Source organism: Bacillus sp. KICET-3, from assembly GCF_033261025.1.
GTDB classification, from domain to species: Bacteria; Bacillota; Bacilli; order Bacillales; family Bacillaceae; genus Bacillus; species Bacillus sonorensis.
Map to the genome: position 1 here is coordinate 384,464 of NZ_CP137345.1, position 17,011 is coordinate 401,474.

At 47.6% G+C, this 17,011-nt stretch carries 13 protein-coding genes and 2 pseudogenes; 12 read left to right on the forward strand and 3 right to left on the reverse strand.

Going from position 1 to position 17,011, the window contains the following annotated elements:
• Positions 1-10: 10 nt before the first annotated feature.
• From R5H20_RS02075 to R5H20_RS02090, 4 genes are all read left to right on the forward strand, one after another.
• The gene (locus tag R5H20_RS02075) at positions 11-1,105 is read left to right on the forward strand and encodes a toxic anion resistance protein (RefSeq protein WP_006640132.1); all 1,095 of its coding nucleotides are present in this window, start codon (positions 11-13) and stop codon (positions 1,103-1,105) included.
• A gap of 358 nt (positions 1,106-1,463) precedes the next feature.
• Positions 1,464-2,723, forward strand: coding sequence for a glycine/proline betaine ABC transporter ATP-binding protein OpuAA (opuAA, locus tag R5H20_RS02080; RefSeq protein WP_006640133.1), 1,260 nt, complete (start codon positions 1,464-1,466; stop codon positions 2,721-2,723).
• A complete protein-coding gene (gene opuAB, locus R5H20_RS02085; protein ID WP_006640134.1) occupies positions 2,724-3,569 on the forward strand; it encodes a glycine/proline betaine ABC transporter permease subunit OpuAB in 846 nt (281 codons plus the stop codon).
• On the forward strand, positions 3,569-4,450 hold the full coding sequence (locus R5H20_RS02090; RefSeq protein ID WP_006640135.1) for a glycine betaine ABC transporter substrate-binding protein: 882 nt from the start codon (positions 3,569-3,571) through the stop codon (positions 4,448-4,450). The genes opuAB and R5H20_RS02090 overlap by 1 nt, the downstream gene beginning before the upstream one ends.
• Positions 4,451-4,493: 43 nt before the next feature.
• On the opposite strand, the gene R5H20_RS02095 is transcribed toward R5H20_RS02090, so the two are convergent.
• Complete coding sequence (locus R5H20_RS02095; protein WP_006640136.1) at positions 4,494-5,645, reverse strand: M20 peptidase aminoacylase family protein; 1,152 nt, start codon at positions 5,643-5,645, stop codon at positions 4,494-4,496.
• A 158-nt stretch (positions 5,646-5,803) separates the two neighbouring features.
• Here R5H20_RS02095 and R5H20_RS02100 point away from each other — a divergent pair, with 158 nt between their 5' ends.
• A complete protein-coding gene (locus tag R5H20_RS02100) occupies positions 5,804-7,237 on the forward strand; it encodes a YfcC family protein (RefSeq protein ID WP_006640137.1) in 1,434 nt (477 codons plus the stop codon).
• Positions 7,238-7,283: 46 nt separating this feature from the next.
• On the opposite strand, the pseudogene R5H20_RS02105 reads toward R5H20_RS02100, so the two are convergent.
• Positions 7,284-8,488 (reverse strand): annotated as a pseudogene (locus R5H20_RS02105) (nitrate/nitrite transporter).
• A gap of 516 nt (positions 8,489-9,004) precedes the next feature.
• Between R5H20_RS02105 and R5H20_RS02110 the strand changes: the two are divergent.
• From R5H20_RS02110 to R5H20_RS02120, 3 genes are all read left to right on the forward strand, one after another.
• Positions 9,005-9,958, forward strand: a complete 954-nt coding sequence (locus tag R5H20_RS02110; RefSeq protein ID WP_006640138.1) for an L-lactate dehydrogenase — start codon at positions 9,005-9,007, stop codon at positions 9,956-9,958.
• Between the two features lie 26 nt (positions 9,959-9,984).
• Positions 9,985-11,604 (forward strand): L-lactate permease, encoded by a 1,620-nt coding sequence (locus R5H20_RS02115; RefSeq protein WP_006640139.1) that lies wholly within the window; start codon positions 9,985-9,987, stop codon positions 11,602-11,604.
• Between the two features lie 119 nt (positions 11,605-11,723).
• A complete protein-coding gene (locus tag R5H20_RS02120) occupies positions 11,724-12,362 on the forward strand; it encodes a LysE family translocator (protein ID WP_006640140.1) in 639 nt (212 codons plus the stop codon).
• 2 nt (positions 12,363-12,364) lie between these two features.
• On the opposite strand, the gene R5H20_RS02125 is transcribed toward R5H20_RS02120, so the two are convergent.
• A complete protein-coding gene (locus R5H20_RS02125; RefSeq protein ID WP_006640141.1) occupies positions 12,365-13,684 on the reverse strand; it encodes an amino acid permease in 1,320 nt (439 codons plus the stop codon).
• Between the two features lie 205 nt (positions 13,685-13,889).
• Between R5H20_RS02125 and nadE the strand changes: the two genes are divergently transcribed.
• From nadE to R5H20_RS02145, 4 genes and pseudogenes are all read left to right on the forward strand, one after another.
• Positions 13,890-14,708: an NAD(+) synthase gene (gene nadE / locus R5H20_RS02130; RefSeq protein ID WP_006640142.1), complete on the forward strand. Its 819-nt coding sequence runs from the start codon at positions 13,890-13,892 to the stop codon at positions 14,706-14,708.
• A gap of 122 nt (positions 14,709-14,830) precedes the next feature.
• Positions 14,831-15,388, forward strand: coding sequence for a shikimate kinase (locus R5H20_RS02135; protein ID WP_006640143.1), 558 nt, complete (start codon positions 14,831-14,833; stop codon positions 15,386-15,388).
• A gap of 104 nt (positions 15,389-15,492) precedes the next feature.
• Positions 15,493-16,097, forward strand: a pseudogene (locus R5H20_RS02140) (CatB-related O-acetyltransferase).
• Complete coding sequence (locus R5H20_RS02145) at positions 16,094-16,861, forward strand: nucleotidyltransferase domain-containing protein (protein WP_040348751.1); 768 nt, start codon at positions 16,094-16,096, stop codon at positions 16,859-16,861. Before R5H20_RS02140 ends, R5H20_RS02145 begins: the two are co-directional and overlap by 4 nt.
• Positions 16,862-17,011 lie beyond the last annotated feature (150 nt).

Here is a 17,011-nt window from a genome sequence, read left to right on the forward strand (position 1 = left end):
GGCCATCTAAATGGCAAATAAAACGGAAACAAGCCTCGTCAATATAAACAAAGAGGAAGAAATCTCGATTGAAAAAGCGGAGGACATCCGCGCCAAGCTGCGCCAGGAGCCTGAGGTGCAAAGCCTCGCCCAGCAGATTGACGCCAAAAACCAGGTGGCGCTGCTGGAATTCGGGAAGGAGCCTGCTCTGGAAATCTCGAAGTTCTCCGACCGCATTCTCTCGATGATGAGAACAAACAGTGTGACAGATTCAGGGGCCATGCTGACGCAGCTCGGCAAAATCATGGACCGCTTTGACAAAAACGATTTTGAAGAACCGAAAGGCCTGCTGTCAAAAATCTTTAAGCGCGGAAACAGCATGATCGAAAAAATATTTAAAAAGTATCAGACGCTTGGCGGAGAAATCGAAAAGATCAATGTCGAGATTTCCAAATATAAAGATGAAATGACCAAATCGACAATCACACTTGATGAGATGTATGAGAACAACCTCAACTACTATATGGAACTCGAAAAATACGTTGTAGCCGGCCAAATGAAAATAGAGGAATTGAAGCAGCTTGTACCTGAATATGAAGCGAAAGCTGCAAGCGGCAACCAGATGGCGCAGATGGAGCTTGATACGCTGAGAAACGGCATTCAAGCGCTGGAAGAGCGGGTGTATGATCTCGACATGGCACGGATGGTCGCGATCCAAACCGCACCGCAAATCCGCCTGCTCCAGCGCGGAAATACAAAGCTGATCGGAAAAATCAACTCCGCGTTCATCATTACGATACCGATTTTCAAAAACGGCATCATCCAGGCTGTTACGGCCAAGCGCCAAAAGCTTGTCGCTGATTCTATGAGCGAACTCGACCGCCGTACAAATGAAATGCTCAAGCGCAACGCGGAAAACATTTCAAATCAATCCGTCGAGATTGCGAGAATGTCAGGCAGACCGAGCATCGATATTGAAACCATTGAACAATCATGGAATACGATTGTAAAAGGCATGCAGGAGACAAAGCAGATCGAGGAAGAAAACAAACGCCTTCGCGAAGAAGGATCAAAGCGTATTCTGGAGCTGCAGAACAATATGAAAAGAACCGCGCTGAACGGATAATAAGGAGCCGCCCGTTTCAAGGGGGGCTTTTTGTACTCATAAATAGTTTCATAAAATGCTAGTTGGATGCAATACGATAATATATGCATGTTTTTTACTTCATCAAATGAAAATGGACAGAAATTGGTGAGAAAAGTCCCGGTTTCCAAGCGTTTTTACCACTGGTCTCGTCTAATCGGATTTTATCGTTTAAAGAGTATTTATAAGTATATGGGAGGATTTTGGAGTATATATAGCGATTGTTAACTATGAAAATAACATTTCAGTATAGTTTGTGCAATTTAAGCTGAATATGCTGTTTGAATGAAACACCAAAAACATGTTACGGTTAAAAAGATGCTTAAAATGGAGGGATAGAATGAGTATAGAAGATAAAGATATAAAAATAAAAGTTAAAAAAGTATCTAAAATCTTTGGGAAACAATCTAAAAAAGCCGCACAAATGCTGGCAAACGGTAAAACAAAAAAAGAAATATTAAAAGCAACTGGTGCGACAGTCGGGGTCAACCAGGCTGACTTTGATGTGTATAACGGTGAGATATTTGTCATCATGGGTCTATCAGGAAGCGGAAAATCCACTTTGGTGCGGATGCTGAATCGGTTAATTGAACCGACCGCCGGCGAAATTTATATTGATGGTGACATGATAACAAATATGTCAAAAGACCAGCTTCGCGAAGTTCGGCGTAAAAAAATCAGTATGGTCTTTCAAAAGTTTGCTTTATTTCCCCACCGTACGATACTGCAGAATACCGAATATGGACTGGAATTGCAGGGTGTAGATAAAGAAACAAGGAAACAAAAAGCGCTTGAATCCCTTCGCCTGGTCGGCCTTGAGGGGTATGAAGACCAGCTTCCCGATCAATTGAGCGGAGGAATGCAACAGCGCGTAGGCCTTGCCAGGGCGCTTACAAATGATCCTGACATTCTGCTTATGGACGAAGCGTTCAGCGCGCTTGATCCGCTGATCAGAAAAGATATGCAGGATGAACTGTTGGAGCTTCACGACTCTGTCGGAAAGACGATTATTTTCATCACCCACGATCTTGATGAAGCGCTCAGAATCGGCGACAGAATCGCACTGATGAAAGATGGAAACATTGTGCAGATCGGCACGCCTGAAGAAATCTTAATGAATCCGTCCAACGAGTATGTTGAACGTTTCGTAGAAGATGTCGATTTATCGAAAGTATTAACGGCGGGACATATTATGAAACGCGCTGAAACGGTCCGCATTGACAAAGGTCCGAGGGTTGCGCTCACATTGATGAAAAACCTGGGAATCTCATCCATCTATGCTGTGGATAAACATAAGCGCCTATTAGGCGTCATTTCCGCGGAATCTGCCAAAAAAGCGGCGGAATCAGGAAACGATTTAGAAGCCGTTCTTCAAAAAGAAATGACGACCGTCCATGAAGATACGGTATTGACTGAGATTTTCGAACCGGTTTCTGACGCCAACATTCCAATTGCCGTGGTAGACGATAAAAACAGAATGAAGGGCATTGTCGTGAGAGGTGCTTTGATCGGCGCTCTTTCCGGAGACAACCAATATATTAATCTGCCGGATGAACAAAGCGCATCTGAGGAAGATGCCATCGTTGAGGAGGTGAACTAAATGAGCGCACTGCCTAGAATTCCATTAGCGGATATGATTGACCGGTTTGTTGATTGGCTGACTTTGACGTTTGGCGGAGTGTTTGACGGGATCGCCAGCGGTCTTGAAAATGTCGTTGACGGCATTGTCTTCGGATTGGGAGCCGTTCCTTCCATCCTGCTCATCTTGATATTCAGTGCCTTAGCTTGGTTCATCAGTACGCGGGGAATCGCACTTTTCACATTAATCGGCTTTCTTATTATCGATTATCTTGGCTACTGGGACCCTATGCTCCAAACATTGGCGCTTGTCGTCACATCTGTCGTCATCTCGGTGATTGTCGGTGTGCCGGTCGGCATTTGGGCATCACAGCAAAATACGGTCCGCAGAATCGTGACGCCGATTTTAGACTTAATGCAGACAATGCCGGCGTTCGTTTACTTGCTGCCCGCGATCTTTTTCTTTAACATCGGTGTCGTACCGGGCGTTGTCGCTTCTGTTATTTTTGCCATGCCGCCGACGATCCGCATGACGGTTCTCGGGATCCAGCAAGTGCCGGCAGACTTGATCGAAGCAACCGAAGCATTCGGTTCAACAACGGCGCAGCGCTTATTTAAAGTACAATTGCCGCTTGCCGCGAAAACCATTTTAGCGGGTATCAACCAAAGCATCATGCTTGCGCTGTCAATGGTTGTCATTGCGGCCATGGTCGGAGCTCCCGGCCTTGGAGAAAAAGTATACAGCGCGGTTACTCAGCTGAAAACAGGTGTCGGCGTTGAAGCCGGTATCGCCATTGTCATCGTGGCGATTACCTTGGACCGGATCACGCAAAATATTAGACTGAAGAAGACCAGAGGTGATGCTTGATGTGGAAAAAAATCATCGGCATCAGCACTGCGGCCGCTTTATTCTTCTCGCTTGCGGCCTGCGGTTCAAAAACGGATGAGAATGCTTCCGCAGGAGACCAGGTCAATCATAAAATTGTCGGGATTGACCCGGGCTCCGGAATCATGGCGCTTACCGGACAGGCGATGAAAGATTACAAGCTGGACGATTGGACGCTTATATCAGCGTCCGGCGCCGCGATGACCGCCACCCTCAAGAAAAAATACGACAGAAAAAAACCGATTATTATTACGGGCTGGACGCCGCACTGGATGTTTTCGAGATATGATCTGAAATATCTGGACGATCCTAAAAAATCGTACGGTACTGCGGAGCAGATCCATACGATTACACGTAAAGGCTTTGGAAAAGAGCAGCCTAATGCGAATAAGCTTCTCAGCCAGTTCAAATGGACGGAAGACGATATGGCGGAAGTGATGATTCAGGTAGAAAACGGAACAGATCCGAAAAAAGCGGCGGCCAGCTATGTGAAAAAGCACCGCGATCAGATTGCCGAGTGGACAAAAGGCGTTAAAAAAGTGAAGGGAGACAAAATCAACCTCGCTTATGTCGCATGGGACAGTGAAATTGCCAGCACAAACGTTGTCGGAAAAGTATTCGAAGATTTGGGCTACAATGTGAAATTGACTCAAGTCGAAGCAGGACCAATGTGGACGGCCATTGCCACCGGCAGCGCGGATGCCTCTCTGTCAGCTTGGCTGCCAAACACCCACAAAGCGTACGCGGCTAAGTACAAAGGGAAATATGACGATGTCGGCATCAGCATGACAGGCGTGAAGATGGGGCTTGTCGTACCGAAGTACATGAAAAACGTTAATTCCATTGAAGATCTGAAGAAATAAACAAAACCTCTCAGCTCCGGCTGAGAGGTTTTTTTCGTGAAGTTTAGCTGACGCTGACTTCCATGTCACTGCCGATTTTTTCAAACGTCTTCAACACTACTTCGGTTAAAATGTCGGCTCCGGTAAACATGGCATCCCTGTCAAAGGTCATCTTCGGGTGATGGAGGCCGGGTATGAGGCCGCAGCCGAGCCCGAGCATTGTCGCCTTGAGATGAGGACGTTTCACAGAATAATAATGAAAATCTTCTCCTCCCGTTGTGACGAGCGGCTTATCGAGGTTCTCTGCGCCGATTACGTTACTGATCGCCTCCGCCATAATGGCGATCGCCGCTTCGTTTTTAACGGCCGCCGGGAGGCTGTCTTCTTTATGTAGTTCGATGGTTGCCCCGAATGATTCGGCCACGGCCTGGCAGGCAAGTTCTGTTTCTCTTTCCAGTGCTTCCATCGCTTCATTTGTCTGAGCCCTTAAATCCAGACTGAAACTGGCTTTACCCGGAATAATATTGGCGCTTTCTCCGCCTGCCTGAAGCTTTGTCATCTTGACAGTATGCGGCGTCATCGGATCGATGTGAATGTGGGCGAGCTTGTGGACGAGCGTCGCCGCGATTTCGATGCTGTTTTTTCCGAGATGCGGACGCGCACCGTGGGCTTCTTCCCCGATGATGGTCCCTTCAATATGCCGGCTTGCGCCGTGCAATATCGCAGGGGCGCATCTCCCGTTCGATGTTTCCTGGACAGGGCGCACATGAACGCCGTAAAGATAATCGACATCGTCCAAAATGCCTTTTTCAATCATTTTTAAAGCGCCTCCGCCTTTTTCTTCCGCCGGCTGAAAAATGAAGCGGATCGTTCCCTTAGGCAGCTCCCGTTGCTCTTTCAAGGCCATTAAAGTTCCAAGCGCCATCGTCATGTGGGAATCGTGCCCGCATGAATGATTGGCCTGAAATGTTCCGTCGACTTCCTGCCAGAGGGCGTCGATATCAGCACGGACAGCTACTACCGGTGAGCCTTCGCCAATTTCGCCGATGACACCGGTACAGTCTGCAAATGTCTTTGTACGGCAGCCGTTTTCTTCTAATTGTTCCTTGAGAAATGCCGTTGTCTGATGCTCCTTCCAGCTGACTTCCGGGTGTTTGTGCAGGTGTTCGAAAATGTTGATCATCTTTTGTTTGATATGGTCTGTTAATGATGCCATCGTCAAACCTCCTAATCGTTTTATTTATGACATTTCATAAAATCAGTTGAAACCGGAGAATGAGGTTGTCTATAATATAGCACATGTATTTATTTTTCTGAATAATTGGATATTTTAGAAAATAGTTGCTGCATTATTTGAAGGAGGAGATTGAAAACATGACCGTACCTGCCGTAAAATCATCGCCCTCGCCTAATAAGAAACAGTTTCGCTTGAAAATGCCGGATGCGTATGTGCTGTTGTTTATGGTTGCCGTTGTCTGTGCCCTCGCCACATATGTCATTCCTGCAGGGGAGTTTGACAGAGTGACAAAAGGTGAAGTCGTAACAGCCGTACCCGGAAGCTATCATAAGGTAGATCAGTCCCCTGTGGGGGTTGTCAGTTTTTTTACAGCAATTCAGGAAGGAATGGTCGGGTCTTCATCCATTATTTTTTTAATTTTATTTACAGGCGGCGCGCTTGCGATTTTGGAAAAAACAGGAGCCGTCGGCGGTTTGATCCATCATGTTATCAGCCGTTTCCGCTCGAAGCAGCTGTTGTTCATCTGCATTGTCGGCGGCCTTTTCTCGATTCTTGGGACGACAGGAGTCGTGGTCAACTCTGTTATCGGCTTTATCCCGCTCGGTCTTATTGTCGCGAGGTCATTGAAATGGGATGCGGCCGCCGGGGCCGCCGTCATTTATATCGGCTGCTACGCGGGATTCAATGCTACCATATTGTCGCCGTCGCCGCTTGGACTTTCACAAAAGATTGCCGATCTCCCGCTGTTTTCTGGTCTGGGTCTAAGGATCGCGATCTACCTCTGCTTTGTCATTTCCAGCTTAATCTATATTTATTTCTATACGAGGAAATTAAAAAAGTCGCCTGAGTCCAGTATTCTTGGTGCGAATTGGTTTCCGGGAAAAGGGCTTGGCGGTGACGCGGATGAGGGGCAGGCCTCATTTACCGGGCGTCATAAGCTGATTTTGGCAGTGGCGGGACTGTCGCTGCTCGGCTTTTTATACGGCGCTTTGAAGCTCGGCTGGACGGATAATCAAATGGCCGGCATGTTTATCTTTATTTCGATTGCTGCAGGGATCATCGGAGGCATGAAAGCCAACGATATTGCCAAAACGTTTATCAACGGCTGTCAAAGTCTTGTATACGGCGCATTAATCGTCGGCATGGCACGGACGATTTCAGTCATTCTTGAACAGGGGAAGCTCCTTGATACCGTTGTGAACGGACTGGCCGGTCTTTTGGATGGATTCAGTCCGGCGGCTGGAGCGATCGGCATGTACATTGCGAGCGGTCTCCTGCATTTTCTGATTTCCTCCGGTTCAGGAGAGGCGGTTGTCTTTATTCCGATTCTTGCCCCGCTTGCCGATCTGATGAACATCACAAGACAGGTTGCTGTCGAAGCCGTCATGCTCGGCGAGGGCGTCGTCAACTGTATAAATCCGACATCGGGTGTCTTGATGGCGGTTCTGGCCGCAAGCGGCATTCCGTATGTGAAATGGCTCCGGTTCATGATCCCCCTTGCATTTATCTGGTTCGTGATCGGACTAGTCTTCATTTGTATCGGAGTGATGACGGGCTGGGGTCCGTATTAATCAAAACAGCCGTTATGTCCGGCGGTCGGCATAACGGCTGTTTGCATTAAATTCTAATGGATTTCCCGGCGGCTTTCCATTGCTTTTTCCATCCGGCTTGGACGAACAAAAGGAGGCCCAATGCTATAAAAGCGATCGCGGAAAACGTGAGAAACCCGCTCGAATAAGTGCCTGTGACTTGTTTTAGCGTTCCGAGAATATTCGGCAAAAAGAAACCTCCGATTCCGCCTGCGGCCCCGACGATACCGGTCACCATCCCGATTTCTTGCTGGAAGCGCTGGGGCACAAGCTGAAATATGGCGCCGTTCCCCATGCCGAGACACCCCATACCGATAAACAACGCGGCCGTAACAACCGCAAGCGACGGCAGCGTGCTCACCGTGAACATACAAAGGGCAACTCCGATAAATAAAAATTGCAGCAGGCGCACACCGCCGATTTTATCGGCGACAATCCGCCGACAGGTCGAAGGCAGCTTCCCGAGGCCACGACAAGGGTGACGAATTCCCCGGCCCTGACCGGAGAAATGGCATACTGTGAGGCAAAAAAATAACTTAAAAAGTTTGAAAGGCCGACAAAGCCCCCGAATGTCACACTGTAAAGAAGGCAAAAATACCAGGTGTCCTTTTCTTTGAAAACAGCGAAGTATTCTTTTACAGGCTTGGGAGAAGGCTGGTTCGGCGGTTCTTTGGCCATCAAAAAATAGCTGATCAAAACGAGTGTCAAAGGAATGAGGGCAAGACCCATTACGCCATTCCAGCCCACATGCTCCGCGATGCGGGGGCCGAACAGCGTGGCAAGCAGGGTGCCGCTGTTACCCGCTCCTGCGATGCCCATGGCAAGCCCTTGAAGATGAGGAGGATACCAGCGGCTCGCCATGGGGAGGGAGGCGGAAAAGCTCGCTCCCGCCACGCCCAATAAAATACCGATGATATACAGCTCTGCGACCGTCGCTCCGAACAGCCATCCCCACAAAAGGGGAATCATGGTCACAAGCATTCCGCCGACGGCCGTTTTTTTCGGACCGAAGCGGTCGGCAAAAATACCCAACATGATGCGGAAAAACGATCCCGCCAAAGTAGGGATGGCCACAATCAATCCCACCTGGGAAGGCGATAAGTCAAAATCCGCCGTGATATAAACGCCGAGCGCTCCTAATAGGACCCAAATCATAAAGCTGACATCAAAATATAAAAAAGATGACAACAGGGAAGGAGCATGTCCGCTCTTCCTCAAATCCGCCAATTTCACTTGCAACACTCCCTATACGCATATTCTTCAATTTATGATGACAAAATGAAAGAAGGCTGACAGTATTTTTGTTAGCTTTACTTACAAACTAAAAGTTTGAATTTTTAAATTACTATTCCGCTGGAAGCCTTAAGCAGCTGCTGATATAAACGATTCCGCAGCAGGTAGCCGGTGGGAGAGAGAAAGGGAATGAAAAAACAGCCACAACCGGCCCGGCGCCAGTGCAGAGCCGTTGAGAGAGAGAACAGCCTTCAGATATTGCCTTGGTTTATCCTTCCTTCAACCCGCTGGATATTCATGGATGAATATTTATAATATTTAGGTGTTTTATCTAAAAATAGGGCATATATCTACCAGAATTTGTACAAAATTAGAGAAGAAATGATTAGAGACACAAAATATTCACAATTAAAAATGCATAAGACTTGAAAAGGTATGTGAAATATTGCACAATCTAAATGTGAAGAATTTCACAAACAACTTAGAATTAAAACTAACGGCAAAGGATGATGAATAATGGCAAACCAAAAAGTCAATCGTACAGTTTTAATTGGTGCCGGTTTTGTAGGAAGCAGCTATGCATTTACGTTAATTAACCAAGGAATCACAGACGAACTAGTGATCATTGATTTAAATAAAGACAAAGCAATGGGCGATGTAATGGATTTGAACCATGGTAAAGCATTTGCGCCTCATCCCGTGAAAACGTGGTACGGCACATATGATGATTGCAAAGATGCCGATGTTGTCTGCATCAGCGCCGGGGCCAACCAAAAGCCTGGTGAAACCCGCCTTGATTTGGTTGAAAAAAACCTCAAGATTTTTAAAGGAATCGTCGGCGAAGTCATGGCAAGCGGATTTGATGGTATTTTCCTAATCGCCACAAATCCGGTCGACATTCTGACCTATGCTACATGGAAGTTCAGCGGGCTTCCGAAAGAGCGGGTCATCGGCAGCGGTACGACACTTGATACTGCCCGGTTCCGCTACATGCTGAGCGAGTACTTCGGCGCAGCTGCCCATAATGTTCACGGCTATATCATCGGTGAGCACGGGGATACCGAGCTTCCTGTCTGGAGCCATGCGAATATCGCCGGAGTTCCGGTGAGCGAGCTTTTGAAAAAGAATGAGAACTACAAACAGGAAGAACTTGATGAACTGTTTGACGATGTGAAAAATGCCGCTTACCACATCATTGAGAAAAAAGGAGCGACATACTATGGCGTAGCCATGAGCCTGGCCCGGATTACGAGAGCCATTTTCCGCAATGAAGAAGCGATTTTAACAGTGAGCACTTATCTTGGCGGGGAATTTGGAGAAGATGATGTATGTATCGGCGTTCCGGCGGTTGTCGGCCGTAATGGGGTCACGAAAGTGATCGAGCTTAACCTGAATGAAAAAGAAAAAGAGCAGTTCAAGCATAGCGTAGGCGTGTTGAAAGGGATTTTAAAACCACATTTTGCGAATTAATCCAACAAAAAAGAGAGATGATGAACATGTGGCAGCAGGTTTACGATCCGTTTGGGAATGAGTATATCAGCGCTTTTGTTGCAATCCTGCCGATTTTATTCTTTCTTCTTGCGCTGACCGTATTTAAAATGAAAGGGATTTTAGCAGCGTTTTTAACGCTTGCGGTCAGCTTTCTTGTTTCAGTGTTCTGTTTTCACATGCCGGTGGCAAAAGCTGTTTCCGCGGTGTTCCTCGGAATAGCAAACGGGCTGTGGCCAATTGGATACATTGTGCTGATGGCCGTCTGGCTTTATAAGATTTCTGTCAAGACAGGAAAATTCAAAGTGATCAGAGCGAGCATCGCCGGAATTTCATCCGACCAGCGGCTTCAGCTGCTCTTGATCGGCTTCAGCTTCAACGCCTTTTTGGAAGGAGCGGCCGGCTTCGGAGTTCCGATTGCGATCAGTGCGGTACTGCTTGTCGAGCTCGGGTTTAAACCGTTAAAAGCGGCATCCCTCTGTTTGATCGCGAATGCGGCTTCCGGTGCGTTCGGCGCGATCGGGATACCGGTCATTACGGGGGCGCAGATGGGGGATATGACTCCTCTTGAACTGTCCCGTACATTGGCCTTAACACTTCCGGCCATCGCCTTTTTCGTTCCTTTCCTGCTCGTTTTCATTTTGGACGGGTTCAAGGGCATAAAAGAAACGCTGCCCGCCCTTCTGGTTGTAAGCGGAAGCTATACGGCAGTGCAGACGTTTACGATGCTTGTGCTCGGTCCTGAGCTCGCCAACATTTTGGCGGCGCTTATCAGCATGGGAGCACTCGCGCTGTTCTTAAGAAAATGGCAGCCGCGGCGTATTTATAGAGAAGTTGGGAACGAACAGGAGCCGGCTCTCAAGTACGGTGCGCTAGAGGTAGTGAAAGCATGGTCTCCGTTTTACATCTTGACCGGCGTCATTGCCCTGTGGAGCCTCCCCGCTTTTAAAGGGCTTTTCCAGGACGGCGGCCTGCTGAAGCAAACAACGCTTTTGATCAAAATGCCGTTTCTGCATCAGGAAGTGTTAAAAACACCGCCGATTTCCCCGCAAGCAGCACCGCTTGACGCCGTGCTGAAGCTGGATTTGATTTCGGCGACGGGCACTGCCATTCTGCTCGCGGTGGTCATCACCATTTTGCTGAGCCGAAACATTGATATCCGGGGCGGCCTAAGCTGCCTGAAGGACACAAGCCGTGAATTATGGCTGCCGATTCTTACGATTTGTTTTGTAATGGGCTTTGCCAATCTGGCAAACTACGCGGGGTTAAGCTCTTCCATCGGCTTGGCGCTTGCCAAAGCGGGCGGAGTGTTCCCATTCCTCAGTCCTGTGCTGGGCTGGATCGGCGTATTCATCACCGGATCAGTTGTCAGCAATAACGCTTTATTCGGTCATTTGCAGGCGGTCACCGGAGCACAGATCGGTACGAGTTCGGCGCTGCTCATTGCCGCCAATACGGCGGGCGGAGTCATGGCCAAGCTCATTTCCCCGCAGTCGATTGCAATTGCCGCGGCGGCGGTTCAGCAGACAGGCCGGGAATCAAAGCTGTTCAGTCAAACGGTAAAATACAGCCTCGTTCTGCTCCTGATCATCTGTATTTGGACGCTTGTGCTGTCAAATCTCGGATGATATAGCGTAAAAAAAGCCTTTTCCGATTAAGGAAAAGGCTTTTTGATTTGAAGATGTTCTAACCATCCCTTTTTTTGAATACATTGTACAAGTTATCGCGAAGGGGGAAGCGCGGTATGTTGAACATTTTTCTCAGCTATGTGTTTTTAGGCTTGTCATTGGCTGCACCGGTCGGCCCGGTCAATGCGGCACAGATTGACAGGGGAATGAAAGGCGGTTTTTTCCATGCCTGGCTGTTTGGTTTAGGGGCGGTAACAGCTGATGTTGTGTACATGGTGCTGATTTATTTCGGTGTTGCTCAATTTCTGACTATGCCATTTTTAAAAACGTTTTTATGGCTGTTCGGTTTTTTTGTTCTGACCTATACGGGAATCGAAAGCTTGGTCAAAGCCAAGGAAGTCTCGCTGATGAGAGGCCAAAAGGAGAAGGAATCGTACCGCAAATCCTTCTTTTCCGGGCTGGTGATTTCACTATCCAACCCGCTCAGCATCATGTTTTGGCTCGGCATATACGGAAGCATCCTTGCGAAGACGATTGAGTCATATGCTTCATATCAGCTGCTGCTATGCAGCTCGGGCATTTTAATCGGGCTGTTTTTGTGGGATTTGGCCATGTCTTTTCTAGCAGGGACATTCAGAACGTTTTTGAGCCCGAGAATGATCCAGGTGACGACATGGATCGCCGGCATCACGTTAATCATCTTCGGCTGCTATTTCGGCTATCAAGGGATTCAGGAATTGATCCGGCCAGCCCGCTGATCTTACGACCGCGAGCTGGTCCATTTCTTTTTCATCAGCAGTGTCACAGCGGCGATAATAGCGAGAAACAGAAGACTGACGAAAAAGCCCGGCCTGCTGTTTTTCTCAAATAATGTGCCTGACACGGCGAAGACAATCAGGATCAGCGCCGCTGCAATTTGAACGTTCCCTTTCAGCTTCGGCTTTGTCAGTTTTTTGCTAGAAAACAGGATAAACATCCAATTGTAAAGCAGCATCAAGCTGGCGGCCGTTGTCATATGTTCATACAGCTGTTTAGGAAGAAGCAAAGACAGGATGATCGAAGCAGCGAGCACGAGCACGGTCAGCCCCAGCGCCGGCCATGATACTTTGGCGTTTTCTTTTTTAGAAAAGCACGCCGGTGCATCACCGTTTTTCGCCATTGTCCCCATCAGCGTCGTCACCGCAAATAATGAAGCGGTCAGCGTCGAAAAGCCGGCGATGATAAAAATGCCGTTGAAAATGTGCATGATCAAGTCGAGCTTGAACGGTTTTAATGATGTAATAAACGGGCTATCCTGTTCGGTAAAGGCGCCGACCGGAATAAGCAGCAGCGCGAGCCCGATGGAGATGACATAAACCGATGCAAGCGTGATCAGCATCAAACTGCCTGACTTTCCCGCCTCTTTCGGGTCTTTCAAATCAACCGCCATCAACCCCAGAACTTCAATGCCGCCATAGGCGTAAAACGTGTAAATCAAGCCTGTCCACAATCCCATGAAACCGAAAGGAAACAGCTCATGAAGGCGGTCCGGCACCTGGGCATCCGGTGTTTCACCGGGGAGAACGCCGCATAAGGCCAGAATGGCAATGATGACAAACATCAAAATCGCGGCCGTTTTGAGAACGGCAAGCATGTTTTCCGTTTTTTCAAAGCTGCCCCGTCCTGTGAAAATGATGATCAATCCGAGAATGGCGTAAATCGAAGCAAACACCCAAAGCGGGATCTGCTGAAACCAATGGCGCGTGAAAAGTGAAATCGCCGTTAATTGGCTTCCGATAATGAGCATTTCAGATGACCAGTAAACCCAGCCGTTGCTAAAGCCCGCCCAGTCGCCGAACGCTTCTCTGGCATAAGAGCAAAAAGACCCTTCAACAGGATGGTCGGCCGTCAATTTTGCCAGCTGCTGAAAAACGAGAAACGTTCCAAGTGCAGCAAGAAGAAAGGCGGCTAATACGGAAAAACCGCTTTTCCTAATAGCGATGCTTGATCCCAGAAAAAAACCTGTTCCTATTGTGCAGCCGACACCGATCAATGACAGCTGCCACCATTTTAACTTTCCTTTTGCCGTTTGCTGTTTCATGAATTCAACTCCTCTAACCTACTCGTTATTGTGCCAGCAGGAACCGCTTTTATTCCGGCGGCGCTGAAACTGTCATTGTGCGCTCCTTGTTATTCACTTCAGAACGAAAACTGTGCTATAGTTAAAGGAGATCTCATAGTTAAACGGCTCATTCAGACAAAAGATAACAATAAACATAATTCTCTTATATCAGGAGGAATGACGGATGACTTTGCAGGAAAAAATTATCCAGGAGCTGAACGTAAAGCCTTCTATTGATCCGAAACAGGAAATTGAGAAGAGGGTCGGATTTTTAAAGAGCTACATGAAAAAAACAGGCGCGAAAGGCTTTGTTTTGGGAATCAGCGGAGGACAGGATTCTTCGCTTGCAGGCAGACTGGCCCAACTTGCAGTGGAGGAACTGAGGGAAGAAGGAGTGCAGGCGGAATTCATCGCGGTCCGGCTTCCGCACGGCGTTCAGCAGGATGAAGACGACGCTCAGCTGGCTCTTCAATTTATTAAGCCTGACAAATCGCTGGCTTTTGATATTTCGTCAACGGTTAGCTCTTTTGTCTCCCAATTTCAATCTGTTACAGGGGAGTCGCTTGCCGATTTTCATAAAGGAAATGTGAAAGCAAGGGTGCGGATGATTGCCCAGTATGCAATCGGCGGACAAAACGGATTATTGGTCATCGGCACAGATCATGCGGCAGAAGCTGTTACCGGGTTTTTCACCAAGTATGGCGACGGGGGAGCAGATCTTTTGCCGCTGACAGGGCTGACGAAACGGCAAGGCCGCAGCTTGCTTGAGGAGCTGGGCGCCCCGGAGCGGCTCTATACGAAAGCGCCGACGGCGGATTTGCTGGATGAAAAACCTCAGCAGGCTGATGAAACAGAGCTGGGTCTGACTTATAACGATATTGATGATTTTCTGGAAGGAAAAACGGTTTCCCGCGAAGTGGCCGATGCGATCGGGAAGAGGTACCTTGCGTCAGAACATAAGCGCCAAGTGCCGGCTTCCATGTTTGACGACTGGTGGAAATAAATTCGAAAGAGGCTGTGAAAACACAGCCTCTTTTGTTTATATCGGTTATATCATTGCACATTGATTTGTCATATACTAAATATAATTTGTGATTCCTTTAACCAAGGAGATGAAATCTAGAGATGAATGATAGAAGAGCCATTCGTGCGAGCGAAAAAAATATCGTGCTGATCGGGTTTATGGGAGTCGGAAAAACGACAATCGGACAGCTTGTGGCCAAGACATTATCCAGGGACTTTATCGATATCGACCAGGAAATCGAAAAGGACTTTGGGATGACGATTCCCGAGATGTTTGAACAAAAAGGGGAAGCGTTTTTTCGGAAAACGGAAAAAGAATATATTATGAATATATGTGAAAACACAACATGCAAAATCGTCTCTCTTGGAGGGGGCTCTTTTCAGCAGGAGGACATCAGAAAGAAATGCCTGGAAAGCTGCATTGTGATTTTCTTGGATGTATCATGGGAGAATTGGAAGCAGCGCTTGGATCTCTTGATTGAAAACCGCCCGGTTCTGCATAATCGTACAATCGATGAAATGGAACAGCTGTTCAATGAGAGGAGGAGCATATACGCTCTTCATCATTCAAGAGTTGAGACGGACAACCGGGAGCCGGAGGAAGTGGCTGAAGACATTGTGGACATGCTCAAGGTTGACTGGGAGCTGCATCAGCCTTAAACAAACGTTTGATGAAGCCCGGATTTCTCATATAAAATAAGGAGCTGCGACCTTTTGATTGAGTAAGGAGCGATCGGTGTGAATGGCCCTGATCCAAGAAAGATATAGGAAATCAACATGTCCAGTTTGTCAGCCAGACGATTACCAAACCGAATATCATCGTCGGCGACTGCACATATTATGATGCAAAACATGGCGAATCTTTTGAGGAGCAAGTATTATATCACTATAAGGGATTGGACGACCGTTTGATCATCGGAAGATTTTGTTCGATTGCCCCAGGCGTCCGGTTTATGATGAATGGAGCCAACCACCGAATGGACGGCTCCACATATCCTTTTAATATTTTCGGCCATGGCTGAGAAAGGCACACGCCGGCTCTGAATGAGCTGCCGTTAAAAGGAGATACGGTAGTCGGACATGATGTACGGATCGGTATGGATGCCGTTATAGTGTCCGGCGTTACAATCGGTGATGGAGCGGTTATAGCGGCGAATTCAGTAGGATGTGCCTCCTTAAAATCGTCGGGGGAAACCCCGCCAGGCAAATAAAAAAACGTTTTTCCGATGAGAATATCGAAGCCTCGCCGGCCATCAAGTGGCGGAATTGGGATATCGGGAAAATCAATAGACATTTGGATGACATTGTGAAAGGCGACCTGAATCTGAGCGCACGCGACCATACGAAAAGAGGCGGTGATCTTTTCTGAAGCAACGTATTAATGAAGAATTGGCGAACATCGAAAATATGAATCACGTAAAAATCCTTTTTGCGGTGGAGTCCGGAAGCAGGGCCTGGGGTTTTCCTTCGCAGGACAGCGATTACGATGTCAGGTTTATTTATGTTCATCAAAAAGACTGGTACCTCTCCATTGATGAAAAGCGGGATGTCATCGAGCGCCCGATTCATGAATCTCTTGACATCAGCGGCTGGGAGCTGACAAAAGCGCTGAGGCTGTTCCGAAAATCAAATCCTCCGCTTCTTGAATGGCTTTCATCGGAAATGGTTTATTATGAAGCTTTTTCATTGGCGGAAAAGATGAGAAAGCTTCGCCAGCGGTTTTTTTCTCCGCCGGCCTGCATGCACCATTATTTAAATATGGCTTCAGGAAATGTTCGCCGTGAACTTCAACGGGAACAGGTGAAAATAAAGAAGTATTTTTATGTGCTCCGTCCGCTGCTGGCTTGCAAGTGGATTGAAACCCGCCAGACGGTTCCTCCGATCGAAATTCGAGTGCTGATTGAGCTTCTTGAAGACGGACGCCTGAAAACGGAAATTCTTAAGCTGCTTGAACGGAAAAAGCAGGGGCAGGAGTTTCAGCTTGAGCCCCAGCACCCTGTGCTGCTGGAATTTATCAAAAACGAGATGAAGCGGCTCCAGCCGGCGGCAAAAGCAAGCAAACCGAATACAGAAGATCTGACTCCCCTTCTTGACAGGCTGTTTCGAGAAACGCTTGACGAAGTGTGGGCATAAAATATATTCCCTTTAAGTATTTTCTTAAGGGGTTTTTTCTTTGTTGTCAGCGGGAATGGTTTAATATACAAGAAAACGTTTTCATTAGAAGGAGATAATGGCTATATTCACAGCTGCTGTCCGATCTGCGCCTTTTTCTTTTGAAAAACT